25 protein-coding genes are annotated in these 23,813 nt (G+C 69.5%); 6 read left to right on the forward strand and 19 right to left on the reverse strand.

The features are described from left to right. Window positions 1-14: 14 nt before the first annotated feature. The 12 genes from mtrA to ACWEPG_RS26720 all read right to left on the reverse strand — a co-directional run bounded on the left by mtrA (window position 15) and on the right by ACWEPG_RS26720 (window position 11,937). A complete protein-coding gene (gene mtrA, locus ACWEPG_RS26665) occupies window positions 15-692 on the reverse strand; it encodes an MtrAB system response regulator MtrA (protein WP_450115729.1) in 678 nt (225 codons plus the stop codon). Window positions 693-696: 4 nt separating this feature from the next. After that, the gene (locus ACWEPG_RS26670; protein ID WP_450115730.1) at window positions 697-1,362 is read right to left on the reverse strand and encodes a dTMP kinase; all 666 of its coding nucleotides are present in this window, start codon (window positions 1,360-1,362) and stop codon (window positions 697-699) included. 209 nt (window positions 1,363-1,571) lie between these two features. Continuing rightward, on the reverse strand, window positions 1,572-3,050 hold the full coding sequence (ahcY, locus tag ACWEPG_RS26675; RefSeq protein ID WP_450115731.1) for an adenosylhomocysteinase: 1,479 nt from the start codon (window positions 3,048-3,050) through the stop codon (window positions 1,572-1,574). A 53-nt stretch (window positions 3,051-3,103) separates the two neighbouring features. Beyond that, a complete protein-coding gene (locus tag ACWEPG_RS26680; protein ID WP_450115732.1) occupies window positions 3,104-3,721 on the reverse strand; it encodes a TetR family transcriptional regulator in 618 nt (205 codons plus the stop codon). 133 nt (window positions 3,722-3,854) lie between these two features. After that, window positions 3,855-4,028, reverse strand: a complete 174-nt coding sequence (locus tag ACWEPG_RS26685) for a rubredoxin (protein ID WP_387474511.1) — start codon at window positions 4,026-4,028, stop codon at window positions 3,855-3,857. 13 nt (window positions 4,029-4,041) lie between these two features. Beyond that, entirely contained in the window at window positions 4,042-4,209 is a 168-nt protein-coding gene (locus ACWEPG_RS26690) for a rubredoxin (protein WP_450115733.1), read from the reverse strand. Between the two features lies 1 nt (window position 4,210). Next, the gene (locus ACWEPG_RS26695) at window positions 4,211-5,422 is read right to left on the reverse strand and encodes an alkane 1-monooxygenase (RefSeq protein WP_450115760.1); all 1,212 of its coding nucleotides are present in this window, start codon (window positions 5,420-5,422) and stop codon (window positions 4,211-4,213) included. Between the two features lie 254 nt (window positions 5,423-5,676). Further along, entirely contained in the window at window positions 5,677-7,239 is a 1,563-nt protein-coding gene (locus tag ACWEPG_RS26700) for an amino acid permease (RefSeq protein ID WP_450115734.1), read from the reverse strand. A gap of 281 nt (window positions 7,240-7,520) precedes the next feature. After that, window positions 7,521-8,750 (reverse strand): mannose-6-phosphate isomerase, class I, encoded by a 1,230-nt coding sequence (manA, locus tag ACWEPG_RS26705; RefSeq protein WP_450115735.1) that lies wholly within the window; start codon window positions 8,748-8,750, stop codon window positions 7,521-7,523. Then, window positions 8,751-9,878, reverse strand: a complete 1,128-nt coding sequence (locus tag ACWEPG_RS26710; RefSeq protein WP_450115736.1) for a tobH protein — start codon at window positions 9,876-9,878, stop codon at window positions 8,751-8,753. Window positions 9,879-10,022: 144 nt separating this feature from the next. Further along, complete coding sequence (locus tag ACWEPG_RS26715) at window positions 10,023-11,399, reverse strand: phosphomannomutase/phosphoglucomutase (protein WP_450115737.1); 1,377 nt, start codon at window positions 11,397-11,399, stop codon at window positions 10,023-10,025. 160 nt (window positions 11,400-11,559) lie between these two features. Next, window positions 11,560-11,937 carry a DUF3499 domain-containing protein gene (locus ACWEPG_RS26720; protein ID WP_450115738.1) on the reverse strand — a complete coding sequence of 126 codons (378 nt, stop codon included), beginning with the start codon at window positions 11,935-11,937 and terminating at the stop codon, window positions 11,560-11,562. A gap of 81 nt (window positions 11,938-12,018) precedes the next feature. On the opposite strand from ACWEPG_RS26720, the gene ACWEPG_RS26725 reads away from it, so the two are divergent. Then, the gene (locus tag ACWEPG_RS26725; RefSeq protein WP_450134781.1) at window positions 12,019-12,504 is read left to right on the forward strand and encodes a metallopeptidase family protein; all 486 of its coding nucleotides are present in this window, start codon (window positions 12,019-12,021) and stop codon (window positions 12,502-12,504) included. A 131-nt stretch (window positions 12,505-12,635) separates the two neighbouring features. Here ACWEPG_RS26725 and ACWEPG_RS26730 read toward each other — a convergent pair whose 3' ends face one another. Then, window positions 12,636-12,902, reverse strand: a complete 267-nt coding sequence (locus ACWEPG_RS26730; RefSeq protein ID WP_450115761.1) for a WhiB family transcriptional regulator — start codon at window positions 12,900-12,902, stop codon at window positions 12,636-12,638. 513 nt (window positions 12,903-13,415) lie between these two features. On the opposite strand from ACWEPG_RS26730, the gene cofD reads away from it, so the two are divergent. The 3 genes from cofD to ACWEPG_RS26745 are packed head-to-tail and all read left to right on the forward strand — an operon-like array spanning window position 13,416 to window position 16,335. Continuing rightward, window positions 13,416-14,393, forward strand: coding sequence for a 2-phospho-L-lactate transferase (cofD, locus tag ACWEPG_RS26735; protein WP_450115740.1), 978 nt, complete (start codon window positions 13,416-13,418; stop codon window positions 14,391-14,393). A gap of 23 nt (window positions 14,394-14,416) precedes the next feature. Beyond that, on the forward strand, window positions 14,417-15,787 hold the full coding sequence (locus ACWEPG_RS26740; RefSeq protein WP_450115762.1) for a coenzyme F420-0:L-glutamate ligase: 1,371 nt from the start codon (window positions 14,417-14,419) through the stop codon (window positions 15,785-15,787). Then, window positions 15,784-16,335 (forward strand): NUDIX hydrolase, encoded by a 552-nt coding sequence (locus tag ACWEPG_RS26745; RefSeq protein WP_450115741.1) that lies wholly within the window; start codon window positions 15,784-15,786, stop codon window positions 16,333-16,335. The genes ACWEPG_RS26740 and ACWEPG_RS26745 overlap by 4 nt, the downstream gene beginning before the upstream one ends. A gap of 4 nt (window positions 16,336-16,339) precedes the next feature. Here the strand turns inward: ACWEPG_RS26745 and ACWEPG_RS26750 are convergent, their stop codons facing one another. From ACWEPG_RS26750 to rfbD, 5 genes are all read right to left on the reverse strand, one after another. Further along, window positions 16,340-17,020: a GNAT family N-acetyltransferase gene (locus ACWEPG_RS26750; RefSeq protein ID WP_452595741.1), complete on the reverse strand. Its 681-nt coding sequence runs from the start codon at window positions 17,018-17,020 to the stop codon at window positions 16,340-16,342. A gap of 171 nt (window positions 17,021-17,191) precedes the next feature. Then, window positions 17,192-17,977, reverse strand: a complete 786-nt coding sequence (locus ACWEPG_RS26755; protein ID WP_452595742.1) for an SGNH/GDSL hydrolase family protein — start codon at window positions 17,975-17,977, stop codon at window positions 17,192-17,194. 69 nt (window positions 17,978-18,046) lie between these two features. Beyond that, window positions 18,047-19,153 (reverse strand): sugar phosphate nucleotidyltransferase, encoded by a 1,107-nt coding sequence (locus ACWEPG_RS26760; protein WP_450134777.1) that lies wholly within the window; start codon window positions 19,151-19,153, stop codon window positions 18,047-18,049. A 1-nt stretch (window position 19,154) separates the two neighbouring features. Continuing rightward, window positions 19,155-20,033 (reverse strand): glycosyltransferase family 2 protein, encoded by an 879-nt coding sequence (locus tag ACWEPG_RS26765; RefSeq protein WP_450115745.1) that lies wholly within the window; start codon window positions 20,031-20,033, stop codon window positions 19,155-19,157. A gap of 10 nt (window positions 20,034-20,043) precedes the next feature. Then, complete coding sequence (gene rfbD / locus ACWEPG_RS26770) at window positions 20,044-20,913, reverse strand: dTDP-4-dehydrorhamnose reductase (RefSeq protein WP_452595743.1); 870 nt, start codon at window positions 20,911-20,913, stop codon at window positions 20,044-20,046. Window positions 20,914-21,026: 113 nt separating this feature from the next. Here rfbD and ACWEPG_RS26775 point away from each other — a divergent pair, with 113 nt between their 5' ends. Both ACWEPG_RS26775 and ACWEPG_RS26780 read left to right on the forward strand, forming a co-directional pair. Continuing rightward, window positions 21,027-22,577, forward strand: a complete 1,551-nt coding sequence (locus ACWEPG_RS26775; RefSeq protein ID WP_450115747.1) for an LCP family protein — start codon at window positions 21,027-21,029, stop codon at window positions 22,575-22,577. A gap of 42 nt (window positions 22,578-22,619) precedes the next feature. Further along, window positions 22,620-23,342: a TIGR03089 family protein gene (locus ACWEPG_RS26780; RefSeq protein ID WP_450115748.1), complete on the forward strand. Its 723-nt coding sequence runs from the start codon at window positions 22,620-22,622 to the stop codon at window positions 23,340-23,342. Between the two features lie 39 nt (window positions 23,343-23,381). Here ACWEPG_RS26780 and ACWEPG_RS26785 read toward each other — a convergent pair whose 3' ends face one another. Next, window positions 23,382-23,801 carry a hypothetical protein gene (locus tag ACWEPG_RS26785; RefSeq protein ID WP_452595744.1) on the reverse strand — a complete coding sequence of 140 codons (420 nt, stop codon included), beginning with the start codon at window positions 23,799-23,801 and terminating at the stop codon, window positions 23,382-23,384. Between the last annotated feature and the right edge of the window lie 12 nt (window positions 23,802-23,813).

Genomic DNA, 23,813 nt, shown 5'->3' on the forward strand with positions numbered 1-23,813 from the left:
ACGGGTGGAACGGATCACGGCGGTCCGGCCTTGTAGCCGACCCCCCTGACCGTGAGTACCACCTGCGGATTCTCCGGGTCTCGCTCCACCTTCGCGCGCAGTCGCTGCACGTGCACGTTGACCAGGCGGGTGTCGGCCGCATGCCGGTAGCCCCACACCTGTTCGAGCAGCACCTCACGGGTGAACACCTGCCGCGGCTTGCGGGCCAGGGCCACCAGCAGGTCGAACTCGAGCGGGGTCAGTGCGATCAGCTGCCCGTCCCGGGTCACCTTGTGCGCGGGAACGTCGATGTCGATGTCGGCGATCGACAGCAGTTCCGCCGGCTCCTCCTCGGTGCGGCGCAGGCGGGCGCGCACCCGCGCGACGAGTTCCTTCGGTTTGAAGGGCTTCATCACGTAGTCGTCGGCACCGGACTCGAGTCCGAGCACCACGTCGACGGTGTCGGTCTTCGCGGTCAACATCACGATCGGCACCCCGGAGTCGGCGCGCAGCACCCGGCAGACGTCGATGCCGTTCATCCCGGGCAGCATCAGGTCGAGCAACACCAGGTCCGGACGGATCTCCCGCACCGCGGTCAGCGCCTGGGTTCCGTCACCCACCACGAAGGGCTCGAATCCCTCCCCCCGCAGCACGATGGTGAGCATCTCGGCGAGCGCCGTGTCGTCGTCGACAACCAGAATGCGTGGCTTCATGTCTCTATCGTGTCACTCCGGACGCCGCGTGACACTGATTAGTGACATCGGCGGCGAGTTGTGTGGGATCGACGTCGGGGCCGACGACCGTCCACGGCGCGATCCAACCGCGCGCGGCGAGCCCGTCGTACACCTCCCCCGTGCGGGCCTGCAGCCCCCCGTCGCGCTCGTAGGCGTCACGCTTCCGGTCCGCCTCGACTCCGGCGCGATCCTTCGCACGCTGGGCGGCCAGCTCGACGGGAACCCTCAGCAGCACCTGCCGGTCCGGCCGGGGTAGCCCGAAGCGACCGAACTCGAGTTCCTCGATCCAGGCGACCTCGGGACCGTCGGCGCCCTGGTGTTTGCGGGCCGCCGTGTAGGCAGCGTTCGACGCGACGTAGCGGTCGAGCAGCACGATGTCGTGGGTGGCGATCAGTTCCCGCAGTTCGTCGGCGGCCTCGCGGCGGTCGAGCGCCCACAGCAACGCCATCGCGTTGACGCTCTCGGCGGTGTCCCCGTGGCCGCCGTGCAGAGCCTCGGCGCCGAGGTCGGCGCAGGCGGAGACGCCGTAGCGAGGAAAGGCCAGCGTGGCGACCGTGCAACCGTCCGCTCGCCACGCGGCAACGAGGGCATTCGACAGCGTCCGCTTCCCGGCACCGTCGAGCCCTTCCAAAGCGATCAGGATTCCCACGATCGCCACAATATGCGCTGCCGCGCCGGTGAGTGAATTTCTCCCCCGGAGGGGACCCGTCCCGGTCGGGGTGAAACTCACTCACCGGGCGCCAGGCGCGAAGCGCAGCGGAGCCGCCCCTCCGCGCAGGCGCGAAGCGCAGCGGAGCCGCCCCTCCGCGCAGGCGCGAAGCGCAGCGGAACCGCCCCTCGGTACAGGCGGCGGAGCCGCTAGTACCGGTAGTGCTCGGGCTTGTACGGGCCCTCGACGTCGACGCCGATGTACTCGGCCTGATCCTTGGTCAGCTTGGTGATCGAGCCGCCGAGCGCCTCGACGTGGATCCGCGCGACCTTCTCGTCGAGGTGCTTGGGCAGGCGGTACACCTCGTTGTCGTACTCGTCCGGCTTGGTCCACAGCTCGATCTGGGCGATGACCTGGTTCGAGAAGCTGTTGCTCATCACGAACGACGGGTGGCCGGTGGCGTTGCCGAGGTTCAGCAGCCGACCCTCGGACAGCACGATGATCGACTTGCCGGACTCGAAGGTCCACTGGTCGACCTGCGGCTTGATGTTCAGCCGCGTCGCGCCCGAACGCTCCAGGCCGGCCATGTCGATCTCGTTGTCGAAGTGACCGATGTTGCCCAGGATCGCCTGGTCCTTCATCGCCTTCATGTGGTCGAGCAGGATGATGTCCTTGTTGCCCGTCGAGGTGATGACGATGTCGGCGTTGCCGATCGCCTCCTCGACGGTGACGACGTCGAAGCCGTCCATCAACGCCTGCAGGGCGTTGATCGGGTCGATCTCCGTGACCTGCACGCGCGCACCCTGACCGGCGAGCGACTCGGCACAGCCCTTACCGACGTCACCGTAGCCGCAGATCAGCGCCTTCTTGCCGCCGATCAGCACGTCGGTACCGCGGTTGATGCCGTCGAGCAGCGAGTGCCGGGTGCCGTACTTGTTGTCGAACTTGCTCTTGGTGACCGAGTCGTTGACGTTGATGGCGGGGAACGACAGCTCACCGGCCGCGGCGACCTGGTACAGGCGCAGCACGCCGGTGGTGGTCTCCTCGGTGACGCCCTTCACGGACTCCGCGATCGCGGTCCACTTGGACTTGTCGGCCTCGAGGGACTTGCGCAGCAGCGCGAGGAACACCTTGTACTCGTCGGAGTCGTGCTCGTCGTCGGTCGGCGGGACGACGCCTGCCTTCTCGAACTGCGCACCCTTGAGCACGAGCATGGTGGCGTCGCCGCCGTCGTCGAGGATCATGTTCGCGGGCTCGCCCGGCCACGTGAGCATCTGCTCGGCCGCCCACCAGTACTCCTCGAGGGTCTCGCCCTTCCACGCGAAGACCGGGGTGCCCTTGGGCTCCTCCGGCGTGCCGTGCGGGCCGACGACGATCGCCGCGGCCGCGTGGTCCTGGGTGGAGAAGATGTTGCACGACGCCCAGCGCACCTCGGCGCCGAGCGCGGTGAGGGTCTCGATCAGGACGGCGGTCTGGATGGTCATGTGCAGCGACCCGGAGATCCGGGCGCCCTTGAGCGGGAGAACCTCGGCGTACTCGCGGCGCAGCGCCATCAGGCCCGGCATCTCGTGCTCCGCGAGGCGGATCTCCTTGCGGCCGAACTCGGCGAGCGAGAGGTCCGCCACCTTGAAGTCGATACCGTTGCGGCTGTCCGCCACGAGCTTGTTCTCAGACACGCTGGTCGTCATCTGCCTCTCCTGGTTGGCAATATCTCCGATAGAGGCTATCGGTAGGTGCCGGACTACTGGTACTGCGAGGCAGGCATGATCGCCTCGACGAACGGCGTGAACACCCGGGCCAGCTCGTCGGCGACGTCGCGGTCCGATTCCGGTGGCATCGAGATGTAGCTGATCGCCAGCCGCGCGATCCCCCGCCCGAGGATCGCCGCGTCCGCCTCCGACGCCTGCACCCAGCTGCGCCGGAAGGTCTCCGCGAGCCGTGTGGCGGCGCGATCGATCAACGGCGCGCTGTCGGTGGTGATCAGGCGGAGCAGGTCCGGCTTGGCCTCTCCGGTGAGCAGTGACCGCACCAGCGGGTCGGCTGCGGACTGCCGGAAGAAGTTCGTGAAGCCCATGATCAGTGCCTCACGGGGCCGGCCGACGTTCGAGTACACGGCGTCGTCGACGGCGCCGACGAAGGTGTCGGCCAGCGCGAGTGCATAGGCCGCGGCGAGGCCCTGACGGGACTTGAACTCGTTGTAGAGCGTCTGCCGGCTCACCCCCGCCGCCGCGGCGACGTCGGTCATGGTGATCTCCGGCCAGTCCTTCGCGGTGAGCAGCTCCCGCATCGACCCGAGCACCGATTCCCGCAGGAGGGTGCGGGTGGCCTGCTGGTACGGGATTCGGGACGACGGCGCCATGGTGGCGAGGGTGACATTCGGCCGGTGGCGCGTCAACGAGGCGCACCCGGCCGTGACGGGCGCCACAGCCACCTCGGCCGGATCCGGGCGGATCCGGCCCCCGGCCGGGTGTTCCGCACCGACGCCGGGACACTCACGGCCGGGCGACCTCCTCCATGTAGAAGTCGGCCTTGGCCGCGCCACAGTCGGGGCAGCTCCAGTCGTCGGGAATGTCCTCCCACCGGGTGCCGGGCGCGATGCCGTCCTCGGGCCAGCCCAGTTCCTCGTCGTACTCGAATCCGCACTGGACGCAGCGGTACAGCTTCATGGCAGCTTCCCCTTCACGACGTCTTCCTCTCGAAGTCGATCTTCTCGCGTACACCACAGTCGGGGCAGCACCAGTCGTCAGGCACGTCGCCCCAAACCGTTCCCGCCGGGAACCCCTCCCGCGCAGCACCTTTCACCTCGTCGTAGACGTAGTCGCAGACGGGACACACGTAGGCGGCCATCTCACGCCACCCCGTATCGGGCGTGAACCTTCGCGCGCTTGGACGGCTGGACGTTCACCCTGGCGATGTCACCGTCGTAGTGGGAGAGCACACGATGATCCATGACGCGCCGCCAGACGGGCGGAAAGTAGGCGAGGGTGATCATGCTCGCGTAGCCGCTGGGCAGGTTCGGTGCACCGTCCATGCTGCGCAGCGTCTGGTAGCGCCGCGTGGGATTCGCGTGATGGTCACTGTGGCGCTGCAGGTGGTACAGGAAGATGTTGGTGCAGATGTGGTCCGAGTTCCAGCTGTGTTCCGGGGTGCACCGCTCGTAGCGTCCACTCGCGGTCCTCTGACGCAGAAGTCCGTAGTGCTCCAGGTAGTTGACCGTCTCGAGCAGCGAGAAGCCGTACACGCCCTGAATCACCAGGAACGGCAGCACCTCCCAGCCGAAGCCGGCGACCAGGCCACCCCAGAGCGCCACCGACATCAGCCAGGCGTTGAGCACGTCGTTACGAATCGTCCACGGCCCCTTGCCGAGTCGATGCAGTCGCGCCTTCTCCAGCTCCCAGGACGATCGCAGGCTGCCCCACACGCTGCGCGGCAGGAAGGCCCAGAAGGTCTCGCCGAATCGCGCACTGGCCGGATCCTCGGGCGTGGACACCCGCACGTGGTGGCCGCGGTTGTGCTCGATGTAGAAGTGCCCGTAGAAGGTCTGCGCGAGAGTGATCTTCGACAGCCACCGCTCCAGGTCGTCCTTCTTGTGACCGAGTTCGTGGGCGGTGTTGATGCCGATGCCACCCATCACGCCGATGCTCAGCGCGAGGCCGATCTTCGACACCAGCCCGAGCCCGCCCTCGATGCCGAGCCAGCCCAGGTTCTCGGACGTCCACAGGTAGCAGGCGAACACCAGGCTGGCGAGCTGGAAGGGGATGTAGACGTAGGTGCAGTACCGGTAGTAGCGGTCGTTCTCGAGCCGCTCCATGACCTCTTCGGGCGGATTCTGTCCATCCGGACCGAAGAAGATGTCGAGCACCGGCAGCAGCCCGTACACGAGGATCGGCCCGATCCACCACCAGACCGGGGACACCGCCGTCCAGCCGAGTTCGTTGAAACCCCACACCAGCGCGGCCGCCAGGAAGACGGCGGTCGGCGGGACGAGACCCAGCAACCACAGGTGACGCTTCTTGTCCCGCCACTGCGCGGGGGCCTGCTCCCCCGCTTCGGATTGCACCCTCACGACTTCCTCCCGTTCACCACGCCACCCTGTGAGTCACACCACCTTTCGTTGGACAATATGCGCCATATTGTCCCGTGTCTAGACATTTGGATCGTTTTGTAAACGCACCTGGGCCGCACAGACCTGGACAACGGGGCGCAGCACAGCGCCACGAAGCGACAGGAAGCCAACCGTCGTGACACACCGGTGTCCCGATCGCGCAGCCCGCGATCCGAGCCCGCGACGCAGCCGGCCCCGGAGACGTGCGGCTATCGGCCCCGATGCCTCGGTTCGTCCGGACCGCCGAGGTGGTCGAGCGCCTCCGCTTCCAGCCCGGGCTGCGGCCGCTGGCGCTTCCCGACCAGCGAGTGCCGGTAGCCGTAGCCGAAGTACACGACCACGCCGATCGCCATCCAGACCACGAACCGGATCCACGTCTCGACGGACAGGTTCAGCATCAGCCACAGGCAGGCGAGCACGGCCAGGATCGGGATCAGCGGGACGAACGGCACCCGGAACCCGCGCGGCAGGTCGGGCCGGGTCCGGCGAAGGATGACGACACCGATGCAGACGAGCACGAAGGCGAACAGGGTGCCGATGTTGACCATCTCCTCGAGGGTGCCCATCGGGAAGAACGCCGCGAGCGCGCCGGAGATCACACCGACGATGACGGTGATGCGGACCGGGGTGCCGTGCTTGCCGGTATGGGAGAGCGGCCGCGGCAGCAACCCGTCGCGCGACATCGCGAACGCCACCCGGGTCTGGCCGAGCAGCATCACCATCACCACGGTGGTCAGTCCGGCGAGGGCGCCGAGGTTGATCACCCACTGCGCCCACGTGATGCCGTGGGCCTCGAATGCCGTCGCCAGTGTCGAACTGTCACCGGCCAGTGCCGTGTAGGGCACCATGCCCGTCAGGACCAGCGTCACCGCCACGTACAGGACGGTGACGATCGCCAGCGAGCCGAGAATGCCGCGCGGCAATGCCTTTTGCGGGTTCTTCGTCTCCTCGGCCGTGGTGGCGACCACGTCGAACCCGATGAAGGCGAAGAACACCAGCGACGCGGCGGCGAGCAGGCCGTACCAGCCGAAGGTGCTGCCACCCGCTCCGGTGATGAACGAGAACAGGGACTGGTGGATGCCCTCCCCCGTCTCACCGGGCTGCGACGGCGGAATGTACGGCGAGTAGTTCGAGCCGGTGATGAAGAACGCGCCGACGATGATCACCAGCAGCACCACGCCGACCTTGATCGCGGTGATCGCGGCGGAAACCCGCGAGGACAGTTTGGTGCCGGTCACGAGCAGTCCGGTCAGCGCCGCGATCAGCAGGACCGCGCCCCAGTCGAATTTGACGGCGCCGATCTTCACCACGGTCGACTCGACACCGAGGACGTCCGCGAGGTACAGCGACCACCCCTTCGCCACCACCGACGCGGCGAGGGCGAACTCGAGGATCAGGTCCCAGCCGATGATCCAGGCGATGAACTCCCCGAACGTCGCGTACGAGAACGTGTACGCGCTGCCCGCGACCGGGAGCGTCGACGCGAACTCCGCGTAGCAGAGGGCGGCGAGACCGCAGGTGATCGCTGCGAGCACGAACGCGAGCGACACCGACGGCCCCGCGACGTTGCCCGCGGTCCGCGCGGTGAGCGTGAAGATGCCGGCACCGACCACGACGGCCACACCGAACACGGTCAGGTCCCACGCCGTCAGATCCTTGCGGAGTTTGCTGTCCGGCTCGTCGGTGTCGGCGATCGACTGCTCCACCGACTTCGTCCGGAACAGGCCGGCGCGCCGGCCTCCGCTGCCGCCCGATCCCTCGTGCACTGTCATCGCTGCCTCCTCGACAGGGGTACCGAGTGAGCCTATTGCGCCCGCGGGCCCGGGCCGCGAATTTCGCGGGCGCCGGTCGGCGTCGATTCGGCATCGCCCGTCGCGACCGCGCCCGCGGCCGACGCCGACGCGACTACTGCGTGACGACCCGGTGCAGGTCCGGCTGCAGGTGAATCATCCGCACAATGGGCACGCCGCGCGCACGCGCGCCTCGGCCTCTTCGATCGCCCATGACATCACCGACGTCGGCACCGGGCAGCGGTGTCCTCCAGCAGCGCCGGTCAGCCGACGGTGGCGCCGAACACCTGCGCCGGTGCTCCCGCGTCCGTCGACCGCACCGTGACCGTCGGATCCGATGCGGCGATCCAGGCCGACTCGCCCCGGTCGAGAACCAGGGACTCACCACCGCAGCGGAGTGCGACGGATCCGGACGTGCACAGCAGGATTCGAGGCCCGGCCTGTTTCAGATCGACGCTCGGCGCCTCCGGCGTCAACTCGATCCGAGCCAGGGCGAACTCGGGAGCAGGCGTGTCGTAGACCAGCACGGGCTCCGCCGGGTCCACGGTGGAGGCGGTGCGGGCCGGGCCGGTCAGCGGCTCGAAGTCCAGCACCCGCAACAACTCGGGCACGTCGACGTGTTTCGGGGTCAGCCCGCCACGCAGCACGTTGTCGGAGTTGGCCATCACCTCGACGCCGAGTCCGTGCAGGTAGGCGTGCAGGTTGCCGGCGGCCAGGTACAACCCCTCCCCGGGTTCGAGGGTGATCCGGTTCAGCAGCATCGACGCGAGCACCCCGGCGTCGCCGGGATACGACTCGCCGAGCTCGAGCACCGTCTGCACTTCACGCGCGTACACCCGCGGGGCCGACGGGTCGGACAGGTACCGCACGCAGCCCTCGAGGATCTGCGGCAGCAACGCACCCAGGGCCGGCGGCGGCAGGGTGATCCACGTGGTGAACAGCGCCCGCAGTCCCGACGAATCCGGTTGCCCCTCGAGCAGTGCGATGTAGTGCTCGAGCGCGGGCACGTCGAGCGCCCGCAACAGGTCGACCGTGCGGTGCGGGTCCCGGAACCCGGCGAGTGCCTCGAACCGGGTCAGGGCCACAACGAGTTCCGGCTTGTGGCTGTCGTCGCGGTAGTTCCGCACCGGCGAGTCCAGCGGAATCCCGGCGGCCTCCTCACGGCTGAACCCCTCCTTCGCCTGCGCGGCGCTCGGATGCGCCTGCAACGACAGTGGCTCCTCCGCGGCGAGCAGTTTGAGCAGGAACGGCAGCCGGTCCCCGAATCCTGCCCTGGCCCGGTCCCCGAGCTGGCCGTCCGGGTCGTCGGCGATGGCGTCGAGCAACGACACCGTGCCGTCACCGACCCTCAGGCGGGACGGATTCGCGGGATGGGCACCGAGCCACAGCTCGGCTTCCGGATGGTTGGACGGGACCGGCCGGCCGCACAGTTCGGCGATCGCGGTGCGCGATCCCCAGGCGTAGGTGCGGAGCGCGCCCTGCAGGAGATGCACTTATCGCCCGCCGATCAGCCGCAGGTACACAGCCGCCATTTCCAGCCGGACGGCCAACACCGCCAGCTGCTCCGTCTCGGTACGGTCCCCCTGAGCGGAACCACTCGCGGCCCGACCCGTCATCTCACGATCACCCGTTCCGATTTCATCGACTTCCTCCGCAGTCGACAGCACCTCCGCGTCGGGAAGCACCGCGACTCTCCGCATCGTCACGTTCCGCGACTGCGATGTGGCCAGGACGAACACCCGTGCCGGGGTCACCGGAGACGGGCCGTCCAGCTCCTCGTCATGGAAGAGCGGGTCGTATCCGGGCGGCACGTCGCCGGTCCCGGACAGCAGCGCCGCGGACGCCACCACGTCCGCCAGGTCGGCGGCGGTCGCGGTCACCCCCGCCGTGCCGAGCAACATGTCGGTGCCGTGGCCGGCGAATGCGGTCGTCGCAGGCCCGTCGCCCGCGAGCACCACGCGGCGGCCCTGAAAACGCACCGCGAGCGACTTCGCCGGGTTGTGGAACACCTCCGCCGACGGATGGTTGCGGGCGGCCTCCGCGTCGAGGCGGTCGGCGAGGTCCGCGAGATCCGGCAGCTGCGCACCCCGGCCGGTGTCGAGGGCTCCGAGAACCCCGAGACCGCCCGCCAGGTACCGGAGGAAGCCGTGCCGGTCGGGCACGGGCACGCGCGGCGCGAGGATCGTTCCCCGCCCGGCCGCCGCACCGAGCGGTCCCTCCGCGCGGGCCACCACCACCAGTTCCGCCCCGCGGCGCAGGGCGGAATCGGCGGCGGCGACCAGGCGTGGATCGGCGGCGTCGTCACCGGCCACGACCACGACGTCCAGCGATCCGACCCACGGCGGGACCGTGGACAACTGCACGATCGGCAGCCCGAACTGCGGCCCGACGGAAGCGACGAGCACGGACGCGGCCCGGGCCGCGCGCCCACCCGAGGTCACCAGCACGACGCTGCGCGGACGCAGATCCCGGAGCCGGTCGAGGACCCCCTCGGTCACTGATTCGGCCACCGACCTGACCTGGGCTCCGCCCAGTGCCGCGGCGCGCATCGCACCCTCGGTGTCGGCGGCGGCGAGACCCGCGGCGTCATCGAGATCGAGAAGGGGTGACGGAGCCGTCATGGCAACCTTCCTTTCTCGCAACCGCTCAGGACTCTCGCAACCGCAGGGGACTCGGCCCATGAGCATTGCCCGACCCGACCATTCTCGCACTGCCGGGACCGCAGGTGTGTCCTCCTCAACGCGTACTCGTCTCGCTCGCCTCGCTCAGGCGCGCACCACCGCGAGCACCTCGGCGACAATGGCGTCGACCTCGGCACCGGTGCGGGCCTCGACGTTCAGGCGCAGTAGCGGCTCGGTGTTCGACGCGCGCAGGTTGAACCAGGCACCGTCGCCGAGTTCCACCGTCACGCCGTCGAGGTGGTCGACGGATGTGGTGCGGTCGGCGAACGCCGCGAGCACGGCCTCGGTGCGCTCGCCGGCATCGGCGACGGTCGAGTTGATCTCCCCGGATGCCGCGTACCGGTTGTAGCCGGCCATCAGCTCCGACAGTGGCTTGTCCTGCTCGCCGAGCGCGGCCAGCACGTGCAGTGCGGCGAGCATGCCGGAGTCGGCGCCCCAGAAGTCACGGAAGTAGTAGTGCGCGGAGTGCTCGCCGCCGAACACCGCGCCGGTCTCGGCCATCTGCTGCTTGATGAACGAGTGGCCGACGCGCGTGCGGACCGGGGTGCCACCGAGTTCGGTCACCAGTTCGGGCACCGCACGCGACGTGATCAGGTTGTGAATGACGGTGGCGCCCGGCTCCTTTGCCAGTTCGCGTTCGGCGACGAGCGCCGTGACCGCGGACGGCGACACCGGGTTGCCCAGTTCGTCGACGACGAAGCAGCGGTCGGCGTCCCCGTCGAACGCCAGCCCGATGTCGGCGCCGGTCGCGAGCACGTGCGCCTGCAGGTCGACCAGGTTCTTCGGGTCGAGCGGGTTGGCCTCGTGGTTGGGGAAGGTGCCGTCGAGCTCGAAGTACAGCGGCTCGATCGTCAGGGGAAGCGAGCCGAGGACGGCCGGGACGGTGTGCCCGCCCATGCCGTTGCCTGCGTCGGCGGCCACGGTCAGTGGACGGATCGCCGACAGGTTCACCAGGCCGCGCAGGAACTCGGCATAGTCGCCGAGCACGTCACGTTCGGTGACCGTGCCCGGCGTTCCGTCGTAGCCGGGCACTCCGGCGATGACCTCGTCCGAGATGGTGCCGAGCCCGGTGTCCTGGCCGACGGGCTTCGCTCCGGCGCGGCACAACTTGATTCCGTTGTAGCGGGCGGGATTGTGGCTGGCGGTGAACATCGCACCCGGGCAGTCGAGCAGTCCCGACGCGAAGTACAGCTCGTCGGTGGACGCGAGCCCGATGAGTACCACGTCGAGCCCCTGGGCGTTGACCCCCTCGGCGAACACCTTTGCCAGGTCCGGCGAGGACGCCCGCATGTCGTGTCCGATCACGATCCGGGTGGCCTGCTGGGTCGGGTCGTTGCGCATCAGGCGAGCGAACGCACCGGCCACGTCCCGCACGAAGTCGCTGTCGAGTTGTTCCCCGACGACACCGCGGACGTCGTATGCCTTGATGAGGGCATGGACGGTTTCGGCGCTTCGTGCCACTGCAGATTCTCCTCGGTTCTTCGACTCGGCTCGGTCATCGCGGTACGCGGTCGCGCGCGGGTTGCCGAGGGCGTACCCCGATCACCCTAGTGCCACGCGGCCCGCTTCCGCCCCACCGTCGATCACGACCGTGGGTGCGCGACAGCGATCCGCAGGATCGTCAGTTACCCGGGTCGGGCAATACTCGCAGGTGACCGCGACGACCGGTGCGGGTCGTGGTCGGTGCCGGAGCGGACCGATCGCCGGAGACCGAGTCACCACGTTCGCCGCGGCCGGCCTCCCGAACCGCCTCGGCGAGCGCCGTCAGGTCGTCCTCGTCGGGGGTCGAACTGGAGAACCCGCCCTCGTACCGGACCAGTTCCCAGCCCTTCGGTGCGGTGATCCTGGACGCGTGCGACTCGCACAGGTCCCAGGAGTGCGGCTCGTCGACGGTGGCGAGCGGCCCGACGACGGCGGTGGAATCGGAATAGACGTACGTCAGGGTCGCAACGGCGGGGTTCTTGCACCCGGGCCGGCAGCATCGACGCAGTCCTCTCACGAATGAGAGGGTAGCGCCCCCGTCCCGCCGCGCCTACTCGGACACACCGAAGACACCCGGACGTCGGTAGCATCGACAGTTATGCGCAGAGCCCGACCACTGACTTCCCGTTCCGCGGCTCGGCGTGGTCGCGGGATTCGCGGGCCCGTGCTCCCACCCGGAGTGCCGGCCTGGCGCACCCGCGCGGAACAGTTCGACATGCTTGTCCTCGAGGCGTTCGCGCCGATCGATGCGCGCTGGCGCGAGCGCATGACGAAACTCGACATCGCCGTCGACGAGGTACCGAAAATCCGTGCACTGGACCCGGATTCGGTCACCTGGCCGCCGGAGGTGGTGGCGGAGGGCCCCGTGCCGCTGTCCCGCCTCGTGCCGGCAGGCGTCGACCGGCACGGCAATGCGACGCGGGCGCGACTGGTGCTGTTCCGCCGACCGCTGGAACTGCGGGCCAAGCGTCCGGACGACCTCGTCGACCTGCTCAACGAGGTCCTCGTGCGGCAGGTCGCGACCTACCTCGGGGTGGACCCCGAGGTCATCGATCCCGACCTGTCCGACGAACAAGGCGATTGACGGCCGTCGGGTCGACGGTCGCGGGAAGCGAACGGTCGACCGAACGACGACGGCGCCAAGCACAACGACGGTGTCGAATCGGTGACGGCGCCGAAAAACACACGCGCCGAACCTCTTCGAGATCCGGCGCGCTAGATGATGCCCTTCTTGAGACGGCGGCGTTCTCTCTCCGAGAGTCCGCCCCAGATGCCGAAGCGCTCGTCGTTTGCCAGCGCGTACTCGAGGCATTCGTCGCGCACCTCGCAGCCGAGGCAGATGCGCTTCGCCTCCCGCGTCGATCCACCCTTCTCCGGGAAGAACGCCTCGGGATCGGTCTGCGCACACAGTGCGCGGTCCTGCCACTGATCCTCGACGGCATCGAACATCTCGTCGAAGCCGCCCACGATCAGGCTGAGCATCGGGCGATCGTGATTCCCTTCGCCCTCGGATCGGCGGACGTCCCCCATTACGTCTGCCATGGAATCGGTCTGCGGTTCGTCGCCAAGCGCGCTCAATCGAGTCATCGATCCTCCGTGCTGGTTGGCCATCCGTTCCGCCTCCTTCACCTTATTGTTAGCGCACTGTTATCTGCGCTGTTGAATTTTCCTCCCCGGCACAGCCTTTCCGCAGCTCCCGAACCACCCCTACACCAGCAGGAACAAATGTTCGAAAGCGGTTGACCACAATCCTTCTCGGATGGTCACCGCGAAATGACATACACGTGATTACACACGGACCATTCGGTCGGGTCAAGCCGAAAGATGATTTGCTAGCGACAACGCATCCGATCGCAACCTTCGGCAGATTCCCGCCCGTCAACAGCGTGTCGCCGCATATTCCCCGCCATCCCGCGGCCACCCGGAAAAATAACTGGACGCTTGTGTGGGGTGCGCCGCCCCCGCCCCGGGCCTCGACGCCTAGGCTCGTGGACTGTGAAGGTCACAGTTTTGGTGGGTGGAGTCGGCGGGGCACGCTTCCTGATGGGGGTGCGCAGCCTGCTCGGCCAATCGGTTGGCAATTCTGCAGCAAATGAGATCACCGCGGTCGTCAATGTGGGCGACGACGTGTGGATGCACGGACTGCGCATCTGCCCCGATCTCGACACCTGCATGTACACCCTCGGTGGTGGAATCGACCCCGAGCGGGGATGGGGTCACGTCGGCGAGACCTGGAACGCCAAGGAAGAACTCGCCGCCTACGGCGCGAAACCGGATTGGTTCGGCCTCGGCGACCGGGACATCGCCACCCACCTGATCCGGTCCCAGATGCTCCGCACCGGATACCCGCTGTCCGCGGTCACCGAGGCACTGTGCAACCGCTGGCAACCCGGCGTTCGACTGCTCCCGGTGACCGACGACCGCAGCGAGACCCATGTGGTGATCACCGATCCCGCCGACGGCGAGCAGCGGGCGATCCACTTCCAGGAGTGGTGGGTGCGGCACCGCGCCCAGGTCCCCACGCACAGCTTCGCCCACGTCGGCGCGGACGCCGCCACGCCGGCACCCGGGGTGCTCGAGGCACTCGAGGACGCCGACGTCGTGCTGCTGGCCCCGTCCAACCCGGTGGTGAGCATCGGCGCGATCCTCGCGGTGCCCGGTATCCGCGGCGCGCTGCGCACGGGCCGCGCGAAGGTCGTCGGCCTCTCCCCCGTGATCGACGGCAAGCCGCTGCGAGGCATGGCAGACGAGTGCCTCGACGTGATCGGGGTCGAGACCTCCGCCGAGGCGGTGGGCCGGTACTACGGCGCGCGTTCGTCGACCGGCATCCTGGACGGCTGGCTGATCCACGACACCGACACCGCCGAGGTGCCGGGTGTCGAGGTTCGGGCCGTGCCGCTGCTGATGACCGACCCTGAGGCGACGGCCGAGATGGCGCGCGCAGCACTGAAGCTGGCCGGAGTGGACCTGTGAGCACCGACCACGGCACCAACGGAATGGTCGCCGACCACGGCGTGAACGGGGCGATCGACGACCACGGGGCGAGCGCGGGAATCGAGATCCTGCCCGTGCCGGGGCTGCCGGAGTTCCGGCCCGGCGACGACCTCGCGACCGCCCTTGCGGGCGCGGCGCCGTGGCTCGTGGACGGCGATGTGCTGGTGGTCACCAGCAAGATCGTCTCGAAGGTCGAGGGCCGAATCGTGGCCTCTCCCACCGACCCCGAGGAGCGCGACGCCGCGAGGCGCCTGCTGGTCGATCAGGAGGCGGTGCGGGTGCTGGCCCGCAAGGGCCGCACGCTGATCACCGAGAACCGCCTCGGCATCGTGCAGGCCGCCTCGGGCATCGACGGCTCCAACGTGCACCCGGCCGAACTCGCCCTGCTCCCGGAGGACCCGGACGCCAGCGCGCGGGCGTTGCGCGCGCGACTGGGCGAGCTGCTCGGGGTTCGGGTCGCGGTCGTGATCACCGACACGATGGGCCGGGCGTGGCGCAACGGGCAGACCGACGCGGCGATCGGATCGGCAGGCGTGCCCGTACTGCACGGGTACGCGGGATCGGTCGATGCCCAGGGCAACGAACTGATGGTCACCTCGGTCGCCGTCGCCGACGAACTCGCCGCCGCAGGTGATCTGGTGAAGGGCAAGACCGGCAGCATGCCGGTCGCGGTGGTGCGCGGACTGTCGCTGGGCGACGACGGGTCGAGCGCGTCGGACCTGATCCGGCGGGGCGAGGAGGACCTGTTCTGGCTCGGTGCGAACGAGGCGATCGAACGCGGCCGCGGCGAGGCCCTGCTGCTGCGTCGCTCGGTGCGCACCTTCGGTCCGGATCCCGTTGCACCCGAGCTGATCCAGGACTCCATCGCGGAGGCCTTGACGGCACCCGCCCCGCACCACACCCGGCCGGTGCGGTTCGTCTGGATACGCACCGGCGAGGTGCGGCTGCGGCTGCTGAACGCGATGCGCGAGAGATGGCGCGCGGACCTCACAGCGGACGGGTTGAGCGAGCAGGCGATCAGCACACGGCTCGACCGCGGCAAGATCCTGTTCGACGCCCCGGAGCTGGTGATCCCGTTCTGCGTTCCGGACGGTGCGCACAGCTACCCGGACGCCGCGCGCACCGCGGCCGAGCAGACGATGTTCACCGTCGCCGCCGGCGCCGCTGTGCAGGGACTACTGGTTGCGTTGGCCACCAGGGGAATCGGCAGCTGCTGGATCGGGTCGACGATCTTCGCACCGGACCTGGTTCGTACCGAGCTGGGACTGGCCGACGACTGGCAGCCGCTCGGTTCGGTCGCGATCGGGCACCCGAACGAACCGCTGTCGCCGCGGCCTCCGGTCGTTCCCGGCGAGCTGCTGGTGGAGCTGTGACCGCACAGTCGCTGCACCGGTCGGCGCACGCGGCGCTGTCGCACTGGCAGACGCCGAACGAGGCCGACGAGTCGCTGCGGCACACGATGCTCGCGTTCCTCGACGCCGCCCCGTTGGGGTGTCTGCGCGAACACGAGCCGGGTCACATCACCGCGTCGTCGCTGGTGCTCTCCGAGGACGGCACTCAGGTGCTGCTGACGCTGCATCCCAAGGTGGGCAGGTGGATTCAGCTCGGTGGGCACTGTGAGCCCGGCGACGAGACGGTGGTCGACGCGGCGCTGCGCGAGGCCACCGAGGAGTCCGGGATCGACGGCCTGCGCATCGAACCGGCGTTGTTGTCCGCGCACACCCATCCGATCACCTGCTCGCTCGGCAAGCCGACCCGGCACCTGGATCTGCGATTCCTGGTGTGGGCGCCGGTCGGCGCCGAGCCGGTGCGCAGCGAGGAGTCCGACGACCTGCGCTGGTGGCCCGTCGACGCCCTGCCCGACTCCGCCGAGCACGAGACGATCGACCACCTCGTCACGCTCGCCCGATCGCGGAGATAGACGCTCAGGCGTCGAGGCGCACCTCGAGCCCGCGGCGAACGACGGGCCAGTCCTCGGCGATCACCGCGAACATGACGGAGTCGCGGATCGTGCCGTCCTCACGGCGGAAGTGCCGCCGCAGGGTTCCTTCGTAGCGGGCGCCGAGACGCGCGATGGCCTGCTGCGAGCGCTGGTTACGGGTGTCCGTCTTGAGCTGGACGCGGCCGGCGCCCAGGGTGTCGAACGCGTATCCCAGCAGGAGCAGCTTGGCTTCCGGGTTGACCACCCCGGCCCACACCGCCGGCGTGTAGAGGGTGTAGCCGATCTCGATCCTGGCGTCGTGCTGGTTCGCGTCGAGGTAGCCGCTCACACCGACGACCGCGCCGGCGGGTGTGTCGCCGACGGGAACTCGGGTGCGGACGGTCCACAGGTGCCAGTCCGCGCCGGCACTGCGGGCGGTGAGTATCTCCGCGAAGTGCTCGGCGTCGCGCGGTCGCCCCGGGACGTGGGCCCACACCGCGTCGTGGTCGAGCGCGCGGAACAACTCCGCCGCATCCGCCACCGGGTCCAGCGGCGCCAGCTCCACGGCCTTCCCGATCAAGGCGGTTCCGGGATCGACCGGCCACGTCATCTGCGGCCAGGGACCCTCTTCCGGGCGCGGGTCCGAGATCGGGACGAACCGGTCCGGCACTGAATTCTCCTGCACCCAACCACCTTACGGCTCCGCAACTCGACGGCGGCCGCCACCCCACCGGCAGAACCCCGGTGCACAACCCGGATGCCGCACCCACACAACCCCTGGACGCCGAACACCCCCGTGCGCACCGCAACACCCGTGTGCACACGCCTGTCCACCGACCGCCCCCGAAGGGAATCGTCAGTCGGTGACGGAGATCGGAGCGAGAGCGGGCCTGCGCGGGGTCACCTCGTCGCCGGACGACTTGCCGGTGAGCCGGCGTCCGATCCACGGCATCAGGAATTCCCGGCGCCAGGTCGACTTGATCTTCTTCTCCTCGGCCGCGCTGCGGACCGGCGCGGGTCCGAGGTCCGGGACCACCAGACCGTGCGGGACCCGGAGCGCGTCGAGCACCTCGACGGCCATCCGCTGGTGCCCGTGGGTCGACATGTGGAGCCGGTCCCAGTCCCACATCCGGTCGTCGTCGTAGCCGTCGAACCGCCAGAAGTCGATCAGCGTGGCGCCGTGCTTGTCGGCGACACCACGAACGAGTTCGTTGTAGATCGCGGTCCGGCCGCGGAACATCTTGAACACCGAGTCCCAGCCGGCGTCGTAGGCCGTCCAGATCGCGACGGTCGCGCCGGCGGCGGTGAGCCTGCCGACCGCGTCGTCGTACCGGGCGACGAGTGCGTCGATGTCCACGGACGGACGCATCAGGTCGTTGCCGCCGGCGTACATCGTCACGAGGTCGGGCGACATCGTCAGCGCCGCATCGAGTTGGTCGTCGAGCACCTGCCCGAGCAGCTTGCCGCGCACCGCGAGGTTTGCGTAGGCGAAGTCGTCGGTCCGGTCGGCGAGCTGCTCGGCGACCCGATCCGCCCAGCCCCGAAGCTCGTTCGGCCGGGACGGTGCCGGGTCGCCGAGGCCCTCGGTGAACGAGTCACCCAGGGCGACATAGCGGTGAAAGACAGGTTCCGGCGCACTCACGCCACCCATACTGCCAGCGTGCGTCAGGTCACAGCCGACAGGGTTGCGCCATGCAACATGACGCGGACGTCAGACGTCGGTGGAGAACCGCACCCCACCGTCGGGCAGCGTGACGCCCGGCCACACCCGCGCCCCGCGCAGCAGCTCGCAGCGGGCACCGACGTCGGCACCGTCACCGATCACCGCATCCCGCACCAGCGCCCGCGGCCCGATCCGGGCGCCGAAGCCGATGATGGACCGCTCGACGGTCGCACCGGCCTCCACGACCGCACCGTCGAACAGCACCGCACCGTCGAGACGCGCCCCGGCACCGACCTCGGCACCGCGACCGACGACGGTGCCGCCGATCAGCACGGCACCGGGACCGATACCCGCGCCGGGATGAACCAGCGACTCACCGCGTTGCCCGTTCAGTGCCGGTGACGGCGCGATGCCCCGCACCAGGTCCGCGGACCCGCGGACGAAGTCCTCGGGTGTGCCCATGTCGCGCCAGTACGAGTTGTCGACGAAGCCGTACACGCGACGGCCGTCGGCGAGCAGGTTCGGGAACACCTCGCGTTCGACGGACACCGGGCGACCCGACGGGATCTTCTCGATGATCTCGCGCCTGAAGACGTAGCAGCCTGCGTTGATCTGGTCGGTCGGCGGGTCCTGCGTCTTCTCCAGGAAGTGGGTGACGCGGTCGTCCTCGTCGGTGGTGACGCAACCGTACGCGCGCGGATCGCCGACCCGCACCAGGTGCAGGGTCACGTCCGCCTCGTGCTCCGAGTGGGAGGCGAGAACGTCACGCAGGTCGGTGCCCCCGAGCACGTCGCCGTTGAAGACGATGACGTTGTCGGCGCGCAGCTTCGGCAGCACGTTGCGGATGCCGCCGCCGGTGCCGAGGGGTTCGGTCTCGGTGACGTATTCGATCTCCAGCCCCAGCTCGGAGCCGTCGCCGAAGTGTTCCTCGAACACCTCCGCCTGGAACGAGGTGCCGAGAACGACATGGGTGATGCCCGCGGCCTTGATGCGCGCCAGCAGGTGCGTCAGAAAGGGCAGTCCCGCGGTCGGCAGCATCGGCTTGGGCGCGGACAGGGTCAGCGGCCGCAGCCGGGTTCCCTTCCCTCCCACCAGCACAACCGCGTCCACCGCACCGGCTTCCAGTTTCTCGGCGGTGTCGTTCGTCACCGTCATGTCAGTTCCCCTCGTCCTTCGCTCTGCTTCGTACGGCCGCCGCAACAGCCATTTTCGATCGCACCGCCAAGCCCCCCTTGAGCGCCCAGCGCAGCGGTGCCTGCCACCAGTGTGGATGACGATCCGCCTGGAATCGGTATGCACTCTGGTGGTGTGCGGGCAGCATCAGCTCCGGATGCCGTCCCGCCGCATGTCCTTTCGCGTGGGTCACCTCGGCGGACGGCACGTACACGTTGTGCCACCCGGCCCGGCCCAGCCGGTCGCCGAGGTCCACGTCCTCCATGTACATGAAGTAGCGGGAGTCGAAGCCGTCGATCGAGTCGAACGCGGCGCGCCGCACCAGCAGGCACGACCCCGACAGCCAGCCGACCGCCCGCTCCGAGATCTGCTCGTCCTCCTGCCGGTACCGAGTGGTCCACGGGTTCGACGGCCACACCGTGCCGAGCACCGCGTGCCCGGCACCGGACACCAGACCCGGGACGTGCCGCGCCGACGGGTAGACGGTGCCGTCCGGTTCGAGGACCAGCGGTCCCAGCGCCCCGGCGCGCGGCCACCGCGCCGCCGCCTTGAGCAGCTCGTCGATCGACCCGGCACCCCAGCGGATGTCGGGGTTGGCGATGACGACGAACTCCGCCGACGGATCGATCTCGGCCACGGCCCGGTTGATCGCACCGCCGTAGCCGATGTTTCCGCCGGTCCGCAGGAGCCGGACGTGGTCGTTGGCCTCGGCCGCGGCCTCGGGCGCGCCGTCGGTGGATCCGTTGTCCGCGAGGATGACCTGCGTCGACAGCTCGGTCGCGTCCTCGAGGGTGTCCAGGAAACCCTGGAGGTGTTTGCCGGGCGAATACGTCACCGTCACCACGGCCAGCTGCGAACTCACGCCCGTCACCCTATCCGCTGCCGGTCGGCAACTGATCCAGGGCCGCTGCCAGTGCCTCTTCCCAGGGACGCAGCGGCGTCAGGCCCGCCGCCGCCCACGACGACGGGGACAGGACCGAATAGGCAGGCCGGGGTGCCGGTCGCGGGAACCGGTCGCTGCTGCACGGGCGCACCCTCTCGGGGTCGGCGCCGACCCCGGCGAACACGGCTCGCGCCAGGTCGAACCAACTGGCTCGCCCCGCGTTGGTGGCGTGCAGCACCGTGCCCGCCATGCCCGGCCTGGCGGCCAGCTCGAGCAGCCCGTCGGCCAGGTCCCCGGCGAACGTCGGCGACCCGATCTGGTCGTCGACGACGTCGACGGTGTCGCGCTCACGTTGCATCCGGAGCATCGTGGCGACGAAGTCGGAGCCCGTCCCGGTGTACACCCAGGCGGTGCGCACCACGACGGCGGACGGGTCCGCGCTCCGCACCGCGCGCTCCCCCGCCAGCTTGGTGCGTCCGTACACGGTGCGCGGCCCGGTGGGGGCGTCCACGTCGTACGGCGCGACCGCGTCACCGGCGAACACGTAGTCGGTGGACACGTGCACCAGCCGGGCACCGGCCCGGGCCGTCGCCTCCGCGAGGATCCGGGGCCCGGTCACGTTCGTCGCGGTCGCGGCCTCCAGCTCGGTTTCGGCGGCGTCGACCGCGGTGTACGCGGCGCAGTTCAGTACGACGGCGCCGGGCCGGACGACGTCCCGTACGGCGGCCTCGTCGGTGATGTCCAGGTCCGTCGACGTGAGTCCGGCGATCTCGATGCCTGCCGCGCGGGCACTGTCCCGGCGGCGCAGCAACTGGGTGCCGACTTGCCCGCCGGCACCGGTCACAACGATATTCGTCACACCGCAAAGTCTGGCACGCCGGTTTCGGCTCACCGGGTCGCCGGGTGTTCGCCAGTAGCCTAGGACCCGGATTGGTGGAGAACGGTTAGGGGCAGCGTTTGCCGGACAACAGGGTGCCGGGCGAGAGACGAGCGCGCCGGTCGACCACGAGCGACCGGCGCTCGAGGACGGCCGACGGCGCACGAGACGGGGCCCGGACCTCACGGGCCCGGCCGCTGCAGGTGGCGATCGCTGCGGTGGCGGCCCTCGTGCTGGTCGTCACCGGATTCGCGTGGCGCGGTGTCGACGCGCTCGAATCGAATCTCGCGACCGCGAGACTCGGGCTCGGCGGGACGAAGGACGGCGCGCTCGACCTGTTGCTCGTGGGCACCGACAGCCGCACCGACGCGCACGGCAACCCGCTGAGCCAGCAGGAACTCGAGTCCCTGCGCGCCGGTGACGCGGAGGCCGACAACACCGACACGATCGTGCTCGTCCGGATTCCGAGCAACGGCGAGTCGGCGACCGCGATCTCCATTCCCCGCGACTCGTACGTCAAGGTTCCGGGCATCGGGATGTCGAAGATCAACGCCGCGTTCGGGGCGACCAAGGCGACGGAGAAGCAGAAGCTCGTCGACGAGGGCACCGACGACGCGACCGCCGAGAAGGAGGCCACCCAGGCCGGCCGGGAGGCGCTGATCAAGTCGGTCGCCGACCTCACCGGCGTCACCGTCGACCACTACGCCGAGATCGGCCTGCTGGGGTTCGTGCTGCTCACCGATGCGGTCGGCGGCGTGGAGGTGTGTCTGAACAACGCCGTCGACGAGCCGTTGTCCGGCGCGAACTTCCCCGCCGGCGAGCAGTCCCTCTCCGGCGCCCAGGCGCTGTCGTTCGTGCGGCAGCGGCACGAACTGCAGCGCGGCGACCTCGACCGGATCGTGCGGCAGCAGGTGTTCATGGCGTCGCTGGTGCACGAGGTCCTCAGCGCCAAGACGCTGAGCAACCCCGGCAAGCTGTCGCAGTTGACGTCCGCCGTGCAGCGGTCGGTCGTGCTGGACGAGGACTGGGACGTCATCGGTTTCGCGCGGGAACTGCAGCACCTCGCCGGCGGGCAGATCCGGTTCGAGACCATCCCGGTGGTCGACATCAACGCCATGACCGACTACGGCGAGTCGATCGTCCAGGTCGATCCGAAGGCCGTCCGCGCGCACGTGGCCGGACTGGCCGGGGACAGCGACACCGACAAGGACACCGAACCGACGCCGACCGTGGATCCGTCCACCGTCATCGTCGACGTCTCCAACGACAGCGGCATCGGCGGTCTCGCCGCCCGGGTCTCTGATGCCCTGTCCGCCAAGGGGTATCGGCCCGGCGTCGTCGGCAACAACACCGGTGACACGGTGTCGGAGAGCCAGGTGCGGGCCGCTGACCCCGACTCCGACGCCGCGAAATCGGTGGCCGCTTCACTCGGCGGACTGCCGGTGGTGCAGGATTCCGCACTGACGAAGAACACGGTGCGGGTGGTCCTCGCCACGGATTACGACGGTCCCGGTTCCGGGTCGACGTCCGCGACGACCTCGACCGACCCGACCTCCGACATCGTCGACCAGGGCACCAGCCCGACCCCGGTCCCGCCCGGCCCGCCGATCGACGCGGGGCGCACGGGCCCGCAGTGCGTGAACTGAATGCGTGAACGAGCGCGTGAACCGAGGGAGCAGGGCCAGACCATGACAGCAGCGACGAACCTCACCTCGGCACTGCTCGACCCGATCCTGCAGCGCGACCCGGCCGGTCCCCGCGTCACCTGGTACGACGACCGGTCCGGCGCCCGGATCGAACTGTCGGCGCTGACCCTCGCGAACTGGGCGGCCAAGACCGCCAACCTGATCCGCGACGAGTTCGGACTGGTGCCGGGGTCGCGGGTGTGCGTGCTGCTGCCCGCGCACTGGCAGAGCGCCGCAGTGCTCCTGGGCTGCTGGTGGGCCGGCGCCGAGGTGGTGCTCGAGCCGGACCCCGACGCGGACCTGGCCCTGATCACCGCGGATCGCCTCGACGAGGCGGCGGACGCCGCCGAGATCGCGGTGCTTTCGCTGGACGCGTTCGGACGTCCCGCCGAGAACCTGCCGGTCGGGGTCACCGACTACGCGACCTCGGTTCGGGTGCACGGTGACCAGTTCCGCCCCGACGCCGCGCCCGCAGGCGCACCCGCCCTGGACGGACGATCGGTGGTCGAGGTGCTCGGTGCCGCGACCGAATCGGCTTCGGCACAAGGGTTCTCCGCGCAGGACCGGGTGCTGTCGACCACCGACTGGACGACGGCCGGTGAGCTCGTCGACGGACTGCTGTCGATCCTGGCCGTCGGCGCGTCGCTGGTGCAGGTGACGAACCCGGACCCGGACCGGACGGAGCGTCGCATCGAGGCGGAGAAGGTCACCGCCCGCCGCGGCTGACGGCACCCGATCGGCCCGACCGGCAGACTCGACCACCCGTCAGCGGTTCCCGTCCGCGCCGCGCAGGTACCCGCCGTCGCGCAGTCCGGCCTCGATCTCGAACCTGTTGCGGTGCCTCGGCCGCCGGATCTCTTCGGCCAGGTAACGCACCGCGAAGGTGAGCCCGTACCGGGCCCACTGCTCGGCGTGCACGGACTCGTGCCGCAGCATCGCCGGTGACACGTTGGTTCGGGTGAGGTAGACGGCACCGACGGTGGTCCCGCCGCGGGCGAACCCGAATCTCAGGTCGGTGCACACGAACAGGCCGTGCGCGTGGTCGTACCGGATCCGGGCGCCCAGCGCGGCGGCGTAACCGAGGGCCGCGCCCGTCGCCACCAGGGCACCGACGCTCCCGCGCGAGACCCGGACCAGTCGGGTGCGACCGGTCCGGGCCCGCTGACGGAGTGTCGCCGGACGCATCACGCCAGGCTA

Source organism: Rhodococcus sp. NPDC004095 (assembly GCF_053604015.1).

Bases quoted from the DNA above. Each gene is read 5' to 3' on its own strand.
- ACWEPG_RS26785 (WP_452595744.1), bottom strand. From the start codon at position 23,801: ATGCGTCCGGCGACACTCCGTCAGCGGGCCCGGACCGGTCGCACCCGA.
- ACWEPG_RS26780 (WP_450115748.1), top strand. From the start codon at position 22,620: ATGACAGCAGCGACGAACCTCACCTCGGCACTGCTCGACCCGATCCTG.
- ACWEPG_RS26680 (WP_450115732.1), bottom strand. From the start codon at position 3,721: ATGGCGCCGTCGTCCCGAATCCCGTACCAGCAGGCCACCCGCACCCTC.
- ACWEPG_RS26725 (WP_450134781.1), top strand. From the start codon at position 12,019: ATGCGCAGAGCCCGACCACTGACTTCCCGTTCCGCGGCTCGGCGTGGT.
- ACWEPG_RS26760 (WP_450134777.1), bottom strand. From the start codon at position 19,153: ATGACGGTGACGAACGACACCGCCGAGAAACTGGAAGCCGGTGCGGTG.
- mtrA (WP_450115729.1), bottom strand. From the start codon at position 692: ATGAAGCCACGCATTCTGGTTGTCGACGACGACACGGCGCTCGCCGAG.
- ACWEPG_RS26700 (WP_450115734.1), bottom strand. From the start codon at position 7,239: ATGACAGTGCACGAGGGATCGGGCGGCAGCGGAGGCCGGCGCGCCGGC.
- ACWEPG_RS26710 (WP_450115736.1), bottom strand. From the start codon at position 9,878: ATGACGGCTCCGTCACCCCTTCTCGATCTCGATGACGCCGCGGGTCTC.
- ACWEPG_RS26730 (WP_450115761.1), bottom strand. From the start codon at position 12,902: ATGCTCAGCCTGATCGTGGGCGGCTTCGACGAGATGTTCGATGCCGTC.
- ACWEPG_RS26685 (WP_387474511.1), bottom strand. From the start codon at position 4,028: ATGAAGCTGTACCGCTGCGTCCAGTGCGGATTCGAGTACGACGAGGAA.
- ACWEPG_RS26690 (WP_450115733.1), bottom strand. From the start codon at position 4,209: ATGGCCGCCTACGTGTGTCCCGTCTGCGACTACGTCTACGACGAGGTG.
- ACWEPG_RS26740 (WP_450115762.1), top strand. From the start codon at position 14,417: ATGGTCGCCGACCACGGCGTGAACGGGGCGATCGACGACCACGGGGCG.
- ahcY (WP_450115731.1), bottom strand. From the start codon at position 3,050: ATGACGACCAGCGTGTCTGAGAACAAGCTCGTGGCGGACAGCCGCAAC.